At 35.6% G+C, this 19494-nt stretch carries 19 protein-coding genes; 8 read left to right on the top strand and 11 right to left on the bottom strand.

Features of this window, described 5'->3' with window-relative positions; genetic code table 11:
* Positions 1-41 precede the first annotated feature (41 nt).
* The 8 genes from BUA03_RS03005 to gdhA all read right to left on the bottom strand — a co-directional run bounded on the left by BUA03_RS03005 (position 42) and on the right by gdhA (position 10024).
* Positions 42-641, bottom strand: coding sequence for a lipoprotein signal peptidase (locus BUA03_RS03005; RefSeq protein WP_066075495.1), 600 nt, complete (start codon positions 639-641; stop codon positions 42-44).
* Positions 642-726: 85 nt separating this feature from the next.
* On the bottom strand, positions 727-1107 hold the full coding sequence (locus tag BUA03_RS03000) for a TraR/DksA family transcriptional regulator (protein ID WP_066075498.1): 381 nt from the start codon (positions 1105-1107) through the stop codon (positions 727-729).
* Between the two features lie 6 nt (positions 1108-1113).
* Positions 1114-4572, bottom strand: a complete 3459-nt coding sequence (ileS, locus tag BUA03_RS02995; RefSeq protein ID WP_066075503.1) for an isoleucine--tRNA ligase — start codon at positions 4570-4572, stop codon at positions 1114-1116.
* Positions 4573-4729: 157 nt separating this feature from the next.
* Positions 4730-4933, bottom strand: a complete 204-nt coding sequence (locus BUA03_RS02990) for a helix-turn-helix transcriptional regulator (protein WP_066075506.1) — start codon at positions 4931-4933, stop codon at positions 4730-4732.
* Positions 4923-5384 (bottom strand): hypothetical protein, encoded by a 462-nt coding sequence (locus BUA03_RS02985; RefSeq protein WP_066075509.1) that lies wholly within the window; start codon positions 5382-5384, stop codon positions 4923-4925. The genes BUA03_RS02990 and BUA03_RS02985 overlap by 11 nt, the downstream gene beginning before the upstream one ends.
* A gap of 109 nt (positions 5385-5493) precedes the next feature.
* On the bottom strand, positions 5494-6207 hold the full coding sequence (gene recO / locus BUA03_RS02980) for a DNA repair protein RecO (RefSeq protein WP_066075511.1): 714 nt from the start codon (positions 6205-6207) through the stop codon (positions 5494-5496).
* A gap of 59 nt (positions 6208-6266) precedes the next feature.
* The gene (gene porZ / locus BUA03_RS02975) at positions 6267-8555 is read right to left on the bottom strand and encodes a type IX secretion system anionic LPS delivery protein PorZ (RefSeq protein ID WP_066075514.1); all 2289 of its coding nucleotides are present in this window, start codon (positions 8553-8555) and stop codon (positions 6267-6269) included.
* A 125-nt stretch (positions 8556-8680) separates the two neighbouring features.
* The gene (gene gdhA, locus BUA03_RS02970) at positions 8681-10024 is read right to left on the bottom strand and encodes an NADP-specific glutamate dehydrogenase (protein ID WP_066075516.1); all 1344 of its coding nucleotides are present in this window, start codon (positions 10022-10024) and stop codon (positions 8681-8683) included.
* A gap of 276 nt (positions 10025-10300) precedes the next feature.
* On the opposite strand from gdhA, the gene BUA03_RS02965 reads away from it, so the two are divergent.
* On the top strand, positions 10301-11101 hold the full coding sequence (locus tag BUA03_RS02965) for a THC0290_0291 family protein (RefSeq protein ID WP_066075519.1): 801 nt from the start codon (positions 10301-10303) through the stop codon (positions 11099-11101).
* A gap of 108 nt (positions 11102-11209) precedes the next feature.
* On the opposite strand, the gene BUA03_RS02960 is transcribed toward BUA03_RS02965, so the two are convergent.
* Positions 11210-12355, bottom strand: coding sequence for a cystathionine gamma-synthase (locus BUA03_RS02960; RefSeq protein ID WP_066076023.1), 1146 nt, complete (start codon positions 12353-12355; stop codon positions 11210-11212).
* Between the two features lie 192 nt (positions 12356-12547).
* Between BUA03_RS02960 and BUA03_RS02955 the strand changes: the two genes are divergently transcribed.
* Positions 12548-13291 (top strand): DUF3298 and DUF4163 domain-containing protein, encoded by a 744-nt coding sequence (locus tag BUA03_RS02955; RefSeq protein ID WP_066075522.1) that lies wholly within the window; start codon positions 12548-12550, stop codon positions 13289-13291.
* 243 nt (positions 13292-13534) lie between these two features.
* Here the strand turns inward: BUA03_RS02955 and BUA03_RS02950 are convergent, their stop codons facing one another.
* Positions 13535-13993, bottom strand: a complete 459-nt coding sequence (locus BUA03_RS02950) for a DinB family protein (protein WP_066075525.1) — start codon at positions 13991-13993, stop codon at positions 13535-13537.
* A gap of 76 nt (positions 13994-14069) precedes the next feature.
* Here BUA03_RS02950 and BUA03_RS02945 point away from each other — a divergent pair, with 76 nt between their 5' ends.
* From BUA03_RS02945 to nadD, 5 genes are all read left to right on the top strand, one after another.
* Positions 14070-14426, top strand: a complete 357-nt coding sequence (locus tag BUA03_RS02945; protein ID WP_066075528.1) for an arsenate reductase family protein — start codon at positions 14070-14072, stop codon at positions 14424-14426.
* Positions 14419-15306 (top strand): DMT family transporter, encoded by an 888-nt coding sequence (locus BUA03_RS02940; RefSeq protein ID WP_066075531.1) that lies wholly within the window; start codon positions 14419-14421, stop codon positions 15304-15306. Before BUA03_RS02945 ends, BUA03_RS02940 begins: the two co-directional genes overlap by 8 nt.
* A gap of 177 nt (positions 15307-15483) precedes the next feature.
* Positions 15484-16344 (top strand): YicC/YloC family endoribonuclease, encoded by an 861-nt coding sequence (locus BUA03_RS02935; RefSeq protein ID WP_066075535.1) that lies wholly within the window; start codon positions 15484-15486, stop codon positions 16342-16344.
* Between the two features lie 103 nt (positions 16345-16447).
* Complete coding sequence (gene gmk / locus BUA03_RS02930; RefSeq protein ID WP_066075538.1) at positions 16448-17023, top strand: guanylate kinase; 576 nt, start codon at positions 16448-16450, stop codon at positions 17021-17023.
* Positions 17024-17133: 110 nt separating this feature from the next.
* Complete coding sequence (gene nadD / locus BUA03_RS02925) at positions 17134-17745, top strand: nicotinate (nicotinamide) nucleotide adenylyltransferase (RefSeq protein WP_066075541.1); 612 nt, start codon at positions 17134-17136, stop codon at positions 17743-17745.
* Here nadD and BUA03_RS02920 read toward each other — a convergent pair whose 3' ends face one another.
* Entirely contained in the window at positions 17746-18642 is an 897-nt protein-coding gene (locus tag BUA03_RS02920) for a LysR family transcriptional regulator (RefSeq protein ID WP_066075544.1), read from the bottom strand.
* A gap of 86 nt (positions 18643-18728) precedes the next feature.
* Between BUA03_RS02920 and BUA03_RS02915 the strand changes: the two genes are divergently transcribed.
* Positions 18729-19493: a type 1 glutamine amidotransferase domain-containing protein gene (locus BUA03_RS02915; protein WP_082854255.1), complete on the top strand. Its 765-nt coding sequence runs from the start codon at positions 18729-18731 to the stop codon at positions 19491-19493.
* Position 19494 lies beyond the last annotated feature (1 nt).

The following is a 19494-nucleotide window of genomic DNA, read 5'->3' as shown; positions in this document are numbered from 1 at the left end:
ATGAACAGGTCTTTTTTTGTATGTTGCAAAAAACGTTGAATCTAATCGTGATGAAATGCTTTTTTATTAAAGAAAATCAAGATTCCCACTCCGGTAGAAATCGCCATATCGGCAATATTGAAGATGGCGTTGAAAAAAGTAAATTCTTTTCCGCCCCAAATTGGCAACCAACTTGGCAAAGTTCCGTGCCAAAAAGGAAAATAAAACATGTCGACTACTTGACCATGAAACCAAGTCCCATAAGGTTGATCTGAAAACAAAGTAGCCAATTGTTGTTGACTATCGTCAAAAATAACACCGTAAAAAACAGAGTCAATAATATTACCAAAAGCACCTGCAAAAATTAAAGATATTGCCACAATTAAGTAATTTGAGCTGTGTTTTTTCTCCACAGAATCCCACAACCAATACCCAATTCCCCCTACGGCAACCAATCTAAAAAGCGTCAGGAACAATTTACCATACGTTCCAGGGATTTTAGTTCCCCAGGCCATTCCCTCATTTTCAATGAATAGAATTTTGAACCATTTGAAGACCTCCACTTCTTCTCCTAAAATAAAATTGGTTTTAATGTAAATTTTAGAAACTTGATCAACAAGCAATAAGATAAAAATAAGGAGATACGCTTTTCGTAATGACATTTTATAAATTTTAATGGCGCAAAAATAACAATTTAATCAAAAAAAACGCTCCCAATGGAGCGTTAAATCTTGTTTAACAGAAGGTTTATCGTTGCAAGTTCTTTGCTTCAATACTCATCGTAGCATGAGGAACGATTTTTAATCTTTCTTTCCCTATCAATTTTCCAGTCACTTTGCAAACGCCGTAGGTCTTATTCTCTACACGGAACAAGGCATTTTTCAAGTCACGAATAAACTTCTCCTGACGAATCGCCAGTTGAGAGTTTGCCTCTTTTGACATGCTTTCACTACCTTCTTCGAAAGCTTTGAATGTTGGAGACGTATCATCTGTACCATTATTCAAATCGTTCATGTAAGCACTTTTAATCAAATCTAAATCGGATTGTGCTTTTTGTATTTTGTTCAGTATTATCACTTTAAACTCCGCTAAATCAGCATCAGAGTATCTTGTAGCTTCATCTACCATTTTATATTATTTAGAAATTAATAGCATTGTTTTTATATCGTCAAATTCTATTTCTATACCCAACTCTAAGACATCAACAAAAACTAAATCACTCGTTAATGTTTCCGATTTAATATAGTCTTCATTTTTAAGAATCGCTTCTTCCAAATGTCCATTTCTTTTCAATTGCACCTTAATTTTATCCGTAACTTCAAATCCAGAATCTTTACGGATATTCTGAATTCTGTTTACCAATTCTCTAGCAATTCCTTCTTGTTTCAAGACTTCTGAAATTGTAATGTCAAGCGCAACCGTTATTCCATTTGAGCTGGCTACCAGCCAACCTTCAATATCTTGTGATGTAATTTCTACATCTTCTAATGTTAAAGTTACGTTATTTCCTGCAATAACAATATCTAGGCTTCCTTCCTTATCTAACTGACCGATTTGCTCTTTTGAAAAACCTTGTATCTCCTTAGAAATCAAGCCCATATCCTTTCCAAAACGGGGTCCGAGCGCTTTAAAATTAGGTTTAATCTGTTTTACTAAAATACCCGAAGCGTCATCCAAAAGTACGATTTCTTTCACGTTTACCTCTGCTTTTACCAGCTCAGAAATGGCTTCAATTTCAGCTCTTTGATTGTTGTCAAGTACCGGAATCATTACCTTTTGCAAGGGTTGACGCACCTTTATCATTTCCTTTTTTCGAAGTGATAAAACCAATGACGAAATGGTTTGTGCTTTCTGCATTTTACTCTCTAACATTTTATTAACATAGTTTTCAACCGAAATTGGAAACTCTGCCAAATGTACACTGTCGTACTTTTCTGACCGTGTTATTAACGTTAAGTCTCTGTAAAGTTTGTCCATGAAGAACGGAGCAATAGGTGCACCGAGTTTACTTATGGTCAACAAACAGGTATATAAAGTTTGATACGCGGCGATTTTGTCCTGTGCATATTCCCCTTTCCAGAAACGTCTTCTGCACAAACGAACGTACCAGTTACTCAAGTTTTCCTGAACAAATTCAGAGATCGCACGAGCCGCTTTTGTTGGTTCGTAATCCGCATAAAAACCATCTACTTCTTTAATCAACGTATTCAATTCTGAGATAATCCACTGGTCAATTTCCGGTCTTTCGTTTACTGGAATCTCCGCTTCTTCAAATTTAAAACCGTCAATATTAGCATACAAACTGAAGAACGAATAGGTGTTGTATAATGTCCCGAAAAATTTTCTACGGACCTCAGCTATTCCCTCTAAGTCAAACTTCAAGTTATCCCAAGGATTGGCATTGGAAATCATATACCAACGCGTCGCATCAGGACCGTATTCTTTTAATGTTTCAAATGGATCTGCGGCATTTCCTAGACGTTTAGACATTTTTTGTCCGTTTTTATCTAAAACCAATCCGTTTGAAACTACATTTTTGTACGCAACTTTATCAAAAACCAAAGTTCCAATGGCATGCAACGTATAAAACCATCCTCGTGTCTGATCTACCCCTTCAGCAATGAAATCAGCTGGGAAATCTTTGTTTTGGTCAATTTTATCTTTATTTTCAAAAGGATAATGCCATTGTGCATACGGCATGGAACCTGAATCAAACCAAACATCAATTAAATCAGCTTCCCGAGTCATCGGTTTTCCAGAAGGCGAAACCAAAATAATTTCATCCACCACATTTTTATGCAAATCAACTAAATCATAATTTGATTCGGCCATATTTCCAATTTCAAAGCCTTTAAAAGGATTTTCTTTTTGGAGGCCAGCAGTGATTGATTTTTCTATTTCGTTGTATAATTCTTCAACTGAACCTATTAGAATTTCTTCTGTCCCATCTTCGGTTCTCCAAATTGGTAATGGAATTCCCCAGAATCTAGAACGGGATAAATTCCAGTCATTGGCATTTTTCAACCAATTCCCAAAACGACCTTCACCAGTAGCTTTTGGCTTCCAGTTGATGGTTTCGTTCAAATCGAACATTCTATCTCTTACTTCTGTGATTTTTATAAACCAAGAATCTAAAGGATAATATAAAATAGGCTTATCTGTTCTCCAGCAATGCGGATAACTGTGTACGTATTTTTCTACCTTAAATGCTTTGTTTTCTTCTTTTAACTGAATGGCAATTTCAACATCTACTGACCTTTCTGGAACTTCTCCTACGTTATAATATTCATTTTTTACGTATTTCCCAGACAAACACCCAAGTCCTTGAACAAATTTACCTTGCAAATCTACTAAAGGAACTGGATTTCCATTTTCGTCTAAAACTAACATTGGTGGGATTTCTGGTGATGCTTCTTTTGCCACTTTAGCATCATCTGCTCCAAAAGTTGGCGAAGTGTGTACAATTCCTGTTCCATCTTCCGTAGTAACAAAATCACCTGCTATTACTCTAAAAGCATTTTCAGCATTCTGATATGGAAGTACCAATGGCATCAGTTGTTCGTATTTAATTCCAACTAAATCCGCTCCTTTGCATTCCGCTAAAACTTGATAAGGAATCTTTTTATCTCCTTCTTTGAAATTTTCAAAATCAGCAGGATCTGAACTTTCGAAGAACCCTTTCCCGAATTGTTTTCCAACTAAATTCTTAGCCAAAATCAATGTTGCCGGACGAAACGTATATTGATTGAATGTTTTTACTAAAGCATATTCGATTTTTGGACCTACAGTCAAAGCGGTATTACTTGGCAATGTCCAAGGTGTAGTAGTCCAAGCCAAGATAAAAACTTCGTCTAAATCCAAAGCCTCTAACTTATAATGCAGTAAATTATTCGAACTGATGTAATCGTAAAACTTGGAGAACAATAGGTCTTTGTGCGCATCAATCACTTTAAATTGTGCCACAACAGTCGTATCCGTTACATCCCTATAACTTCCCGGTTGATTGACTTCGTGAGAACTTAAACCAGTTCCTGCTTTTGGTGAATACGGTTGGATTGTGTAGCCTTTGTACATCAAATCCTTGTTGTAGATTTGCTTCAAAATCCACCAAACTGTTTCCATGTATTTGGATTTATAAGTCACATACGGATCTTCCATATCTACCCAATATCCCATTTTTTCGGTCAAATCATTCCACACATCGGTATAACGCATCACGGTTTTTTTACACGCTTCGTTGTATTCTTCTATGGTAATCGTTTTCCCGATATCTTCTTTGGTGATCCCTAATTCTTTTTCAGTACCCAATTCTACAGGCAAACCATGCGTATCCCAGCCTGCTTTGCGCTTTACCTGAAATCCTTTTTGTGTTTTATATCTGCAAAAAATATCTTTAATAGCACGTGCCATGACGTGGTGAATTCCTGGTAATCCATTTGCCGAAGGCGGACCTTCAAAAAATACGAATGGTGGGTTTCCTTCACGAGTGGTTACACTCTTTTCAAATATATTTTCTTTTTTCCAAAAATCTAGTACTTCTGACGCTACAGTAGGTAAGTCAAGTCCTTTGTATTCAGTAAATTTTGTGCTCATTTTATCCTTTTCTTTAATCGAAGTGCGAAAGTAAGGAATTTTGAATTATTGCACACGAATTTCACTAATTTTCACGAATTTATCGCGCTGTTAAAGACAAAAAAATCAGAAAAACTACTTTGCTCAACTATTTTTATAAATTAGACCAATTCATCACTTACTTTTCGTCTGATTCTAATTCAAAAAAATCATTGACAGATTTACCAAACAACTTTGACAATTTTAAAGCTAAGACAGTTGAAGGCACAAATCGATTGGTTTCGATGGAATTAATAGTTTGTCGAGAAACACCTATACGCTCTGCCAATTCTTCTTGAGTTATATTCAAAATAGCACGCTCTACTTTTAGTCTATTCTTCATTGTATGCTTTTTTTAACTTCCTGAAAGTAAGAATCTGAATCGTTAATAAAAGTCCTAATACTGCAACGTCTTTACTTCCTTCGATTTCACGCCCTACTAAGGATTTAAAATAAAGGATATAATTAATAAATGGCATTGTTAAGTAAATAATTACTGTCCCTATAACAGCATAATTAAAAGACTGCATACGGATTTGTGCAATTAACTCATCTTCTATTTTTTCTTTAGATAATGAAATTACAAGAAATCCCAAAACCATTGTGGTCAAAGCTATTCTGTCAAATAAATAGTAGTATTTTGTGTTCTCCAAATAGGCTGCATTCATCACAATTGAAACCAGCGAAATAATCGATAATCCTAAACCAATAATTTTAAATTTATTTGAAAGTTGATAACCCGTAAATTTATTGATTTTTTCAATATCTCTTTCTTGTTTTGATTTTAGTTCCATAAATAATTTTGTTTAAGCTGGTTTTCCATAAAGAACAACAAACTTGATTAAAAGACAAATATACTTTACTTTTTGAAATAAAAAAATAAATTTTAATTACTATTTATCTTCAAGAAAAAACTTCTTTCAAAACATCCAAAGATTTTGGTTTTTTGAAACCATCCAAATGAAAACTGTAATAATCAATAAGAATTCGTAAAACGATTTGTCTTTCGAGGACATGAAATGTTTTTTGATTGTTATCGAATTTTAAGTCAATCAGTTTTTTAAGTAAATTACTTTCGTGCTCTGTGAGGGAACTGATGGCGTGAAAAGGAGTAAATACACCTTCATTCATTTCGAAAAAAGGCATATCCATATCCGAAGTGTCCGGATAAAAACCTAAATATTTTGTTGTTTCCAATAATAAAATTAAGTGGAAATTAGCAATTTCATCATGATTATCCAACCAATTTAAAGCGGCTTCAAGAAAATTAAAAAGTGCCTCATTTGTCTCTTCTTCGTGGATGGAATGGTGCAGCATTTCGGAGATGAACATCACAATCGTACTTTTATAAATATCCGAGTGAATGGAATGAAAAGCCGAAGCGATTTTTATCTCTTTAAAATTTTCCAAAGTGCCTTTGTTTTTATGAACTGCTTCGATTTCGAGTATCGTCAACGGCTGGAAATAGGCTATTTTTTGATTGGCTTTTCGGCTCGAAAAAGCATCTCGCACAAAATAGGATTTCAAACCATGAGATAAAGTAAAGCATTTGACAATCAAGCTTTTTTCCTGAAATTTTAAGGAGGAGAGAACTATCGCTTTTGTTTTAACTTGCACAATTTTAATTTAAAGATTAAAAAATTTAAAGATTGAAAAAGTAAGTCCACCCTTGTCAATTACCTGATTATCATAACTTTTTTCACTTTGGTTTCTACACCGTCTTGCGCCGAAATAAAAATCATATACACACCCGATGCCACTTTATATTTACCAAAAGCGGTGGTATCCCATTCTATTGTGCCTCCTTGCGAAGTGGTTTCATAAACCAGATTTCCTCCAATATCCGTAATCTTAACATTCGCTCTATCTATTAAACCTGCAATCTTAACGGTTCCTGTATATTCCGGTCGCACTGGATTTGGATACACATACGCCTTACTTAAATCATCATTTGCCGAAGTTGCAGTGCCTTTAAAGGAAACCAAACCTTTAGCAGTTGCAATAAAAACTTCCCCGGTGGTACTGTTAATATCAATATCATTGATAACATTACTAGGCAAAGGAGAATTATTTATCGTAAAATGGTATTTCGTTTCCTGTCCGTTTGGCGAAACTAAAAACAACCCTGAATCAGCGGTGCCTATCCACTTATTATTGGCTCCATCTACAGCAATATCAGTAATAAACTGTTCGTACAATAATTCTTGAGCCAGATTATCGTCTAAAATAATGATTGGATTAGCAGTCATTTGATCTTCTAATTGAAAACTCCCTACATTGGGTAAAACCCGCAATCCCTTTGTAGTTCCTATCCAAAGTTGGTTTCTAGCATCGACCGCAACTGTTCTGACATTAGAAATTGGCAAATTTCCAGCATCTGGACCTGTTGTTATTTTCTTGAATTTAGAAGTGCTTTCATTAAAACCAATAACGCCATCTCCACTAGTGGAGAGCCATTTTGTACCATTTTTATCGATGGCGATTGTGCCAAAATTATTATCTATGGCTGATTCTAGAATAACGTCCATTGCATAGCTTTGCCATTGTCCATTTGTTTTCAATACTTTCAGTCCATTTTTTATTCGGCTGGTAGTAACCCAGAGATTTCCAGATTTATCAAACGCGGTCCCATTCACTCTTATATCAATATAATTGGGACCTACAAAGGTCAAAGACTCTAAACCGCTATTAGTTTGATTATACAAAATTTTGGGTTCGTCATTTTCAATTTTTAATAATCCCGAAAAAAAAGAACTGGCGTATACTTGGTTTTCATCACTTGGATTAATCGTAATTCTGGTGATTGATTGCGCACCAAAAACTTTTTCATACGGAATATTCAACCATCCACTTTCATTGAACTTACTCACTCCATAACTATTCAAAGGATAGGGATTATAATCAGCTGAATAATCTCCATATACTGCCCAAAGGACGTTAGGTGTAGCTTGAAGGGCAAATATATTGTTTCTTGAAGGACCTATAGGCGTTATATTCTCAAAACTTGAAGCTATAGAAAGTGAAGCTGTAATCAATCCGTTTTCTTTTGTCCCAATAAAAATCGCATCCCCTACTATGGTGGCACACGTGAATGCCACATTACTTTCCGAAATTTGGCTTGTATTTATCTGGCGTACCAAGGCCATTTGACTGTTGTACATATAGATACTATTCAAGGTTGTTACAATCAAATATCCTGCTGTTGCTCTCAGGTCTAATGCAGGCTGAAAGAGCTGGATAATTCCACTGAAAGAATTAGAAACCGCATTAAATTTATGAATGAATCCAGAGTTATTTATGGCATATAAATCTGTACCAAAAGTGGTAGCGCTAGACCAGCTTCCTGTTGCTATGGTTGTCCACTGCTTAAAATCGATTAAATTTACATTGGAAACTGACGCTTTCCTTATTCCCTGGTTAGTAGCCGCATAAATAAACCCATTAAAAAGTGTGGTTTGATTTACTATTATTTCTGCACCATTATCCCCTATAAAATAAGTGTCTCCAAATTGCAGCGTATTCAGATTGAATTGAACAATCCCAAAGTCACAAGAAACATAAGCAATGCCTTCAAATTCCATGAAGTGATTGATTTTTTTTATATCTGATGGAAGTTGTTTGCTCACAATATCGACTACATTCAACAGGCTACCATCCACTTCATTAATCACTATTATTAATCCATTTTCATAACCCACAATTGTTTTATTGAATTTCACGCTGTGGTACACCGCAGAAATGGTTTGCCCTGAAAGTCCATCAATAGTATTCGTTGTTTTAATTCCGTTTGTTGTTGTGTTTTTAGAGAATAATGCATTTTCAGATGCCGCAAAAACTGCCGTTGCTGATTCTGAGACATCTTTGATTTCGGTATAGGAGAAATAACCCTGCCATAACAAATTGTTTTGCGAAAACCCTATTTGCGTAGAAAGGAGCAGTAAAAAATAGAGTACATTATTTTTCATTATTTGCCTAAATATTAGTTTACAAATATAGAACAAACGAAAGTCTTAGCCTTTTGTTACATAAAAAAAATGCCTTCGACCAATAACATTGGCTGAAGGCATTCTAAATTATAGATAATGTTGATTTACACCACTCCTTGCGCTAACATAGCATCAGCTACTTTCACAAATCCGGCAATATTTGCCCCTTTTACATAGTTCACATATCCTTCCTCGTCTGTACCGTATTTTTTACATTGATTGTGGATGCCAACCATGATTTCTTTTAATCTACCATCCACTTCTTCACTAGTCCAGTTCAAACGAATAGAGTTTTGAGTCATCTCTAATCCTGAAGCTGCTACACCACCAGCATTTGCTGCCTTACCTGGTGCAAAAAGCACTTTAGCATTCAAGAATTGCTTGATAGCTTCTAACGTACAAGGCATATTTGCAGCTTCAGTTACACAAATAACACCATTTGCAATTAAGTTTATTGCATCTTCTTCGTTTAACTCATTTTGAGTCGCACAAGGAATTGCAATATCTACTTTAACTTCCCAAACGCTTTTGCCTCTGTGGAAAACTGCTTTTGGATATTTTTCTAAATAAGCTTCCGCTCTATTATCACCTCTTGCTCTCATTTCAAGCATAAAATCAATTTTATCGCCAGAAATTCCTTCTTCGTCATAGATATAACCATCAGGTCCTGAAATAGTAACTACTTTTCCTCCTAGATCGTTCACTTTCAGTGCTACTCCCCAAGCCACGTTTCCAAATCCAGAAATCGCAACGGTTTTGCCCTTAATACTTTGACCAATCGTTTTTAACATTTGTTCTGCAAAATAAACCACGCCGTATCCTGTAGCTTCCGGTCTAATTAAGGAACCTCCGTATGCCAACCCTTTACCTGTTAAAACTCCAGTAAATTCGTTTTTTATTCTTTTGTATTGACCAAATAAATAACCAATTTCTCTAGCTCCAACTCCAATATCTCCGGCTGGAACGTCTAATTGCGGCCCAATATGTCTGCACAATTCTGTCATGAAAGACTGACAGAAACGCATTACCTCACCATCAGATTTTCCTTGTGGATCAAAATCAGATCCTCCTTTTCCTCCGCCCATTGGCAAAGTGGTCAAACTATTTTTGAATACTTGCTCAAATGCTAAAAATTTTAGTACCGATAAATTTACGGTATGATGAAAACGAATTCCGCCTTTGTAAGGCCCAATTGCAGAGTTCATTTGAATCCTGAAACCTCTATTAACTTGGATTTCACTCATATCGTCTACCCATGGAACACGAAATATAATTGAACGTTCTGGCTCAGTTATTCTTAATAGCAAGTTTTTTCCGTCGTATTTTTTTTGCTCTGCAATAAATGGAATTACAGTTTCTGCAAATTCCCTAACAGCTTGAATAAATTCAGGTTCATTTGGATTCTTGGCTTCAACTTGAGCCATAAAATCATTTACTTTTAGTAACATAGATTATAAATTATTAATTAAGAAAACGATTTCGTTATTATGCACAAAGATACATTTTATAAAAATATTCGGCCGTAGTTTTTTTTATTTATCAATAGAATTATCTTTTTAATATCCATTCACAAACAATTCTGTTTAAGATATACCCTTTTAAAGCGAATTACCACCACTTTCGTAAGTAAATAAGATTTTGTCTGCTTATTTTTAATTTTTATTTTATATAATTAATAAATGATGTTTTTATATATTTGTCGGGATTTGAAAATTTTACCCCTAATGATCAAACAGATAATACCACTTTTACTAATCTTTATTGGGTTTTCTACTGATTCACATGCTCAATTCGGCGGGTTTTCGCATGAAGTTGGAGTAATTGCTGGGCCGGTTGCTTTTCAATCTGATTATGGAGAGCGTTATGACCTGTCAACTAACGCCGGAAACACAGGAGTAGGTATTGGACTTATACATTATCTAAACTTTTCCTATAAAGCCGATTGTAATTGCTATACGCCGGAAACATATTTTAATGACCATTTTAAATTAAGATCAGAGCTTTCTTACAACACTACCGAATTACACCATTTTGGAGAATACGTCGAAGGAAAACCTTCACTAGGAAAAGAGCAATTGAAAGCTATGACCGGAAGCACAGCGGTGACAAATTTAGGAATGCAACTGGAATTTTTCCCCTGGAGTATTCGTGATTTCACAGCAAGAACAGGCAGCTTAGGTCCTTTTGTGAGTCTTGGAGGTCAGTTTAGTTACTACAATGCTAAAGCTTCATCAACGCTAGGTCCACTAGGAACTCCTTTAACTACTTTTCCAAAATATTTAACCCCAACTGATGGAAGACCTTACGGTTTTTCTACCGAAAGCAGCACGGTTTGGTCTGTTGTTTCTAGTGTAGGAACCCGTTATAAATTAACTCCATTATCAGATCTAATGGTCGATTTACGATTTCAATATTTCTTTTCCAATTGGGTTGACGGTTTAAATCCAAATCCTGAAATTTACAAAGAAAACAAAGCAAACGACTGGCTGGTTTGGTTTAATGTGGGCTATATTTATTACCTATAATGCCGGTATAAATTTAAAAAAAAGCTCCAATTCTAAAATTTTAGAATTGGAGCTTTTTTACTATCACAACCTAGCTCATCGAGAAAGAAGGATTTGCTGTTTTTTGTATTATGCTAAAGCTTGCTTTAAATCTTCGATTAAATCCGCAGCATCTTCAATCCCTACACTCAAACGAACGAGGTCGTCTGTAATACCAATTTCCTTGCGTTTTTCCTCTGGGATAGAGGCATGTGTCATTAAAGCAGGATGGTTTGCTAATGATTCTACCCCGCCCAATGATTCCGCTAAGGTGAATACTTTTAGATTCTCTAGGAATGCAATCGCATCCTCTTTTTTACCGGAAACAAAGGTAAAAGATACCATTCCTCCGTAACCGCTCATTTGTTTTTTTGCAATTTCATGATACGGATGACTTGGTAATCCTGGATAATATACGGTTTTCACTTTTGGATGATTGTTCAAAAATTCTACCACTTTTCCTCCATTTTCACAATGTCTTTGCACCCGTAAATGCAAGGTTTTAATTCCTCTAAGAACTAAAAAACTATCCATTGGCCCAAGGGTGGCTCCTGTTGCAAATTGTTGAAAATGCAATTGTTCACCTAGCGCTTCGTCTTTTACAATTAAAGCTCCCGCTATTACATCAGAATGACCTCCTAAATACTTGGTAGCCGAGTGCATTACAATATCAGCGCCTAAGTCTAATGGTTTTTGCAGATAAGGTGTAGCAAAAGTGTTGTCAACTGCAAAAAGGATGTTGTTTTCCTTGGTAATTTTGGCAATTTCCTGAATATCGGCTAATTTCATCAAAGGATTTGTAGGTGTTTCTACCCAAACTAGCTTTGTGTTTTCGTTGATTAAAGACTTGAATTTATCCAAATCATTCATATCTATAAAATGGAATTTTATTCCGGAGTCTTTATAGATACGCGTAAACATTCTATAAGTTCCGCCATATAAATCATCCATGGCAATTATTTCGTCCCCTGCTTTGAAGGAACGCAAAACACAGTCTGTGGCTGCTAACCCTGATGAAAAAGCCAATCCGCGCGTTCCGTTTTCAATACTCGCCAAGGCATTTTCAAGGGCGCTTCTAGTTGGATTTGCTGCTCTACTGTATTCATAATCTGGGTTTATTGGTTGGCCCGGACTAGTTTGCACAAATGTAGATGTTTGATATACAGGAGGCATGACAGCTCCTGTGCTTGGATCATGGTGCTGTCCACCATGAATAACCTTAGTATTGAATTTCATATCGGTAAAATTTATTTTAAGCGGTGCTCTATCGAATCGCACTTTTATTTATAGGTGTTCGATTCCGCAAAATTAGTAATGGCAATTTGGTAAATTGAATTTTCAACTGCAAAATTGTTCTACAAATTTACCCTTTAATTTATTTTAACCAAGCCACAAGTGATACCTTTGTATTTAATTAACAATTTTGAGATGAAACACATTGTAATTTATACGTTACTTCTTTTTTCGGTAGCTCAATGTTCTAACGAATTAGTTTTTGAAGAGGAATCTTTTCAAAAAACGACAAGTTTGCCTTGTAAAGAAGATTGTCCCTCAATTCGTGTAAAAATACCTGTTGCAAATGCCGTCCCAATCGTGGCAGACAGCATTAACAAAAAAGTGTTTTCGGTATTAAAAGAGATTATTTATTTTGGTGAAAAACCCTATTCCGCTACGGATTATAATGGGTTATTAAATTCATTTATTGGGTCCTACGAAAAACTCCAGAAAGAATTTCCAGAAGACAAATTTGGTTGGGAAGCTGAAATTCAAGGAAGCGTAAAATACCAATCAGATGCCGTACTGAATATTGAAATCAAACATTACACCTACACTGGAGGCGCGCACGGATACCAAGGCCTGCGCTCTTTACTGTTTGATCCAAGTACAGGCAAGTCGATCTCGCATGATGAATTGTTTACTGATAAAGTTGCTTTCAAGGCTTTCGCCGAAAAAAAATTCAGAGCTAAGTATAAAATTCCTGCCAACAAATCAATCAATGCAACGGGTTTGATGTTTGAAAAAGAAAAGTTCCAATTGCCCCAAAACATTTTTTATACCCATAAAGGTTTACTCCTTTATTACAATTCCTACGAAGCGGCTTCGTATGCTGATGGACCAAAAGAACTGTTGCTATCTTATGTAGAAGTCAATGATTATTTGCAGCTGAGATAAAGTACGCGTTTAACACCGATAATTGAGATCCCCTTTTACAAAGTTTTGGACTTTGACAAAGGGGGGTTTTTCACTAAAATTGTCGCCCCAAAAATATTCCCTAGCCGCGACAGCAGTGAAAATCCTCTTGACCAAAACCCTATTTTTTCTTGGCATTAAAGAGCGACCGCAGGAAGCTCCTTTTATGACTTAGAAAAAAAGGGTTGTGGTTAAGAGATTGCAACGTATGGCGGGAAATAGCTCCTAAATAAACTTACGAATAATAGTCATAATCCCAATATGAAGCCCTTCGTGGAAATTACTGAAAGCCATGGCATCCTCAGCATTTCGCAAGACATGATTTCCAGTTGATGTGGTGTATTCAGTGTAGTTTTGAAAAGATTTAGTGTCGTAATCCAGTTTAGTTTGTTGAATGGTGGAGAACAACAACGCTTTAAGCTCGTCTACGTCAGCCTGTAAAACGTCGTGTTCTGGCTTTGTCCCTTTTTTATATTTCTCGACCAATTCATCAGAAACCAACATGGGCAAACCCGAAAGTTTGTACACTAACACTTGTTGTGACACGATAATATGACCAATATTCCAAATCAAATTATTGTTGAATCCCTCTGGAATCGTATTGAGTTGGTCCAGCGAATATCCTGATAGGAATTTTGAAACCATATTTCTGCTTGTTATGCTAACGTCAAATAATTGATTCATTTTTTTAATTTTTTGCTAAAAATAATCATTTTCCGTCTCAAATGAATTTTCTTTGCACAAAGAAATAGCTATTTACATGGACAAAATATACTATCTCGCTTCGTGCGATACCTGCAGAAAAATCATAAAATCATTACCGAAAAATCATAACCTGAAGTTTCACGACATTAAACAAGATCCAATTACAGTGGAACAACTAGAGCAAATGCGAGAACTTTCAGGGAGTTACGAAGCGCTTTTTAGCAAAAAAGCACAGTTGTACAAATCGATGGACTTAAAGAATAAAACATTGACTGAAGAGGATTATAAAAAATACATCCTGGAACAGTATACGTTTTTGAGTCGGCCTGTTTTTATCATCAAAGACAAAATCTACATTGGCAACACGCAACAAAACATGCATCAAGTAATGCTCGCTTTTGCAAATGTCTAAACGAAATCTCGCGCTCATTGGCGCAACAATTGTCTCCCTAATTTATGGCGTAACTTTTACCATTGCCAAAGATGTCATGCCAAGGTATATTGACGCTTACGGTTTTATATTGTTGCGCGTAGGTGGTTCCGTGATTTTGTTTTGGCTTATCTGGCTTTTTATGCCAAAAGAGAAGATTGTTCTAAGCGATTTCCCTCGGATTATTGCGGCGGCTTTCTTTGGTGTCGCTTTTAATATGCTTACTTTTTTTAAAGGATTAAGCCTTACTTCTCCCATTAGTGCTGCGGTGATCATGGTTTCGACTCCGATGATTGTATTGACACTTTCGGCAATAATTATGAAGGAACGCATGCAAAAACGAAAAGTTTTTGGGATTGTCTTAGGGCTGGTAGGAACTGCTTTTCTTATCCTCTACGGGAAATCTATTGGTAACGCAACCAATGCAGGATTGGGGAATTTTCTGGTTTTGGTCAACGCTATTTCTTATGGTTTTTACCTGATTATTGTTAAGAAATTAATGGATAAATACAATGCTTTTACGTTTGTAAAATGGATTTATTTATTCGGTTTTATAATGGTTTTGCCTTTTGGCTGGAGCCAATTCCAAACGGTTGACTGGGCTGTAGTTCCTATGGATATCTGTTGGAAAATAGGATTTGTAGTGGTGTTTTCGACCTTTCTAACGTATTTGTTGAATTTACTTTCGATGAAAGAATTGAAACCAACCACAGTTGCTGTTTTCATTTATCTACAACCATTATTCGCTACTATTTTTGCTATTAGCTTGGGGAAAGACGAATTGAGCTTAGTGAAAATTGGCTCGGCAGTTTTGATCTTTCTTGGGGTTTATTTGGTAACTCAAAAAAAGAGTGTTCAGTAAGCCGTTTTTAGTGTTCAGCCGAAAAATTTGAAAACATTGCCTTTTAAATTAGTAATCACATTTTTATTAAAACTGATCTCCAGCAACTAATAAACTCATTTTAAACAAAATCACTGAATACTAAAAACTGACCTCTGACCACTTTTTTAGTATCTTTGACCTCTTTTAGAAAATTATATGATACAATCAATGACAGGTTTTGGTAAAGCGACTTTGCAATTACCAACCAAAAAAATAACAGTAGAAGTAAAATCCTTAAATAGTAAAGGTTTGGATCTGAATGTGCGAATGCCTTCTATGTACCGTGAAATGGAATTGGGTTTACGCAACCAAATCGCCTTAAAACTAGAAAGAGGAAAAGTAGATTTTTCTGTTTTTATAGAAAGTACTGCGGAGCAAACTTCTACAAGAGTGAATGTGCCGATTGTAAAAGCCTATATGGATCAACTCAAAGAAATTTGTAACGAAGGATACGAAACCGAATTAATGAAAATGGCAATCAGAATGCCAGATGCATTAAAAATAGAGCGCGACGAAATTGATGAAAACGACTGGGTTCAAATTCAAACCGTTATCGAAGAAGCGCTGCAAAACATCTTGACTTTTAGAAAAGATGAAGGAATGTCTTTAGAAAAAGAATTTCAGTTGCGTATCGGGAATATTCGTCAATACATGACCGAGGCTTTAGCACTTGATCCAGAACGCGTTCAGGCAATAAAAGACCGTTTGCAAACTGCCATCTCAGAATTGAAAGTAAATGTAGACGAAAATCGTTTTGAACAGGAATTGATTTATTACCTAGAAAAATTAGACATCACCGAAGAAAAAGTGCGTTTGACCAATCACCTGGATTATTTCCTAGAAACCATCAACGGATCAGAAGCTAACGGTAGAAAATTAGGATTCATTACCCAAGAAATGGGACGAGAAATCAACACGATGGGATCGAAATCCAATCACGCACAAATGCAAAAATTAGTCGTTCAAATGAAAGACGAATTAGAGAAAATAAAAGAACAAGTATTAAACGTATTGTAATATTTACAGGTAGAGACGCGATGAATAGCGTCTTTTTTGCATTGTCTAATTAAGAACCTACACTGTTTTAAAAACTTTACAGGAAAGCATAAACAACACAAGAATGAGCATAGGAGGAAAATTAATTGTTTTTTCAGCACCATCAGGATCAGGAAAAACGACTATCGTTAGGCATTTATTGCACCAAGAAGACTTGAATCTAGAATTCTCGATTTCTGCAGCTTCAAGAGCGCCAAGAGGCGAAGAAGTAAGCGGTACCGATTACTATTTCATGTCTACTGAGCAGTTTAAAAAACACATAAAAGCAGAGGATTTCCTAGAATGGGAAGAAGTCTATAGAGACAATTTTTACGGTACGCTAAAAAGTGAAGTGGAACGCATTTGGGCGAAAGGAAAAAACGTGATTTTTGATATTGATGTTTCTGGTGGATTGCGAATCAAACACAAGTTCCCCAATGAAACTTTGGCTGTTTTTGTAAAGCCACCTAGCGTAGATGAACTCAAAAGAAGACTCAAAGAACGCTCCACCGAAAGTGATGATAAAATCAATATGCGTATTGCAAAAGCTTCAGTAGAGCTTGCCACCGCACCGCAATTTGATGTGATTATCAAAAATTATGATTTGCCAGTTGCTCTGGAAGAAGCCTATCAACTAGTGAAGGATTTTGTGAAGGATTAAAAACACAACACAAAGATGAACTAAGAAAAAACACAAAGACAAACGAAAATTTTCTATGCCATTTGCGCATCTTTTGAAAGTCTTTGTGAATCTTTGCGAAACAAAATAAAATGAAAATAGGTCTTTATTTCGGAACGTTTAATCCCATTCATGTGGGACACATGATCATTGCCAATCACATGGCTGAAAATGCGAACTTAGATCAAGTTTGGCTAGTGGTTACACCACACAATCCATTTAAGAAAAAAAGCACCTTGCTGGATGACTCCCATCGCCTACACATGGTGCATCTGGCAACAGAAGATTTTCCAAAATTGAAACCCTGCGATATAGAATTCCATTTGTCACAGCCCAACTATACAGTGAATACTTTAATTTACTTGGACGAGAAATTCCCTCATCATGATTTTTCGCTAATTATGGGAGAAGACAACTTAAAATCATTGTATAAATGGAAAAACTATAAAGTTCTTTTAAAAAACCATGCTATTTATGTTTATCCTCGTCTGGATACAAAGGAGCAAACAGGAGAATCAGTTGCAGCGGAAGCGGAAAATCTAAATTTAAAGAATCACCCAAAAGTGCATTTGATTGATGCTCCGATAGTAGAAATATCCTCAACTTTTATCCGAAAAAACATTAAAGAAGGAAAAAACATTCAACCTCTTTTACCTGCTAAGGTCTGGGAATATATTGATCATAATAATTTTTACAAGAAATAATCACTGCAATATCTTTTTCAATTCCATTTCAATCTCTTGAAAAGCGACGGCAAGCGTATCATTTTTTCCTGACAGCAAGAAAACCTCCGTGCTTGGCATTTGATTACTATTCCAAAGTACCTGCAATTTTTTATCCTTGATAAACGACGCAGCGTTGCAGTTCCAAACTACAGAAACGCCTTTGTTTTTAGAAAGCGCCTCCAGCATTTCATATTCAGATGGGATAATAAAATTAGAAACCATCGATGGCCTCTTTTTATTAAAAACATGTAGCCAAAATAATTTTACATGAGGAATCCCAGAATCATGATTGTACCATACTTGTTTGTTTAACCAATGTTCTACTTCTGTAAACTCTTTGCCTTTGATTTTGGACTTTACTTCGGAAGCATCAATATTTGTAGAACCGACAATGATTTGTTTGATTTCACCCAATTTTTTTTGAATGGTATCAAAAGTGTCATACTTTTTAGTAACAATGGCAAAATTTAATTTCTTGGTGTTAACCAAATCAAAAAGTATTTCGTTTTCATGAAAGCTAAAATCAATATAATCGAATTTGGAAAGCAATGAACTCGCAATGCTGCTAAACAAGTGTTTAGAAATTCCTACAGAAATTAAGCGATTCGCATTCACCGCTTTAGCTCTAAAACCGGTCTCTACATTTTCTAATCGGTCTAAAGCCTCAATGATTAAATTATTGAGTAACTTAGCGTACTCTGTTGGTTCAACGCCTTTAGACTTTCGATTGAAAAGTTTGTACCCTACATGCGCTTCCAACATCGATATTTGCTGACTTACAGCCGGTTGACTAATAAATAATTCTTTGGCAGCCAGAGAAAAATTACTGTTTTTATAAACTGATTTAAACGTCCTGTACCATTCCAGATTAACCATGATATAAATATATTTATCACAAACATAATTTAAATTATTTTTACTAATGACATATTCGCATTAAATTTGTACAAACACAATAAGACATGAACAAGATTGCACTATTTACTATTATAGCATTAACCGTAAGTTGTATGACGACAACTGCACAAAATAAAAAAGGGATGAAAAAAGTATTATTTGTTCTCACAAGTCACGATAAACTTGGGAGCACAGGAGAAAAAACAGGATTTTGGATTGAAGAATTTGCAGCTCCTTATTATGAGTTAGCAGATAATGGAGTACTTATTGATATTGCATCACCACTTGGAGGACAACCACCAATTGATCCAAAAAGTTCAGATCCTTCTTCGGCTACAGAAGACACTAAACGATTTGACAAGGACAGCGAATTACAAGCTAAACTGAGTAAAACGCACAAACTAGCTGACATAAAGCAAGCAGATTACGATGCAGTTTTTTATCCTGGAGGTCATGGTCCACTATGGGATTTAGCTGAGGATAAAAACTCAATTGCATTAATTGAAGCTTTTTATAACAATAAAAAACCAGTAGCATTTGTTTGTCATTCCCCTGGAGCACTGAAAAACGTGAAAGTAGCTGGTGAATACTTAGTTAAAGGTAAAAGAGTAACTGGTTTCTCTAATACAGAGGAAGAAGCAGTAGGCTTAACTAAAGTTGTTCCGTTTCTATTAGAAGATGCATTACAGTCCAATGGAGCGACCTATTCAAAAGTAGGAGATTGGCAGCCTTATGCCGTTGAAGATGGTTTGTTAATTACAGGTCAAAATCCTGCCTCTTCTAAACTAGTAGCAGAAAAATTATTACAACAATTAAACACAAAAAAATAAG

The organism is Flavobacterium fryxellicola (assembly GCF_900143245.1).
GTDB classification, from domain to species: Bacteria; Bacteroidota; Bacteroidia; order Flavobacteriales; family Flavobacteriaceae; genus Flavobacterium; species Flavobacterium fryxellicola.
The sequence above is the reverse complement of the archived record's forward strand: the minus strand, read 5'-3'. Positions and strand labels throughout refer to the sequence as shown.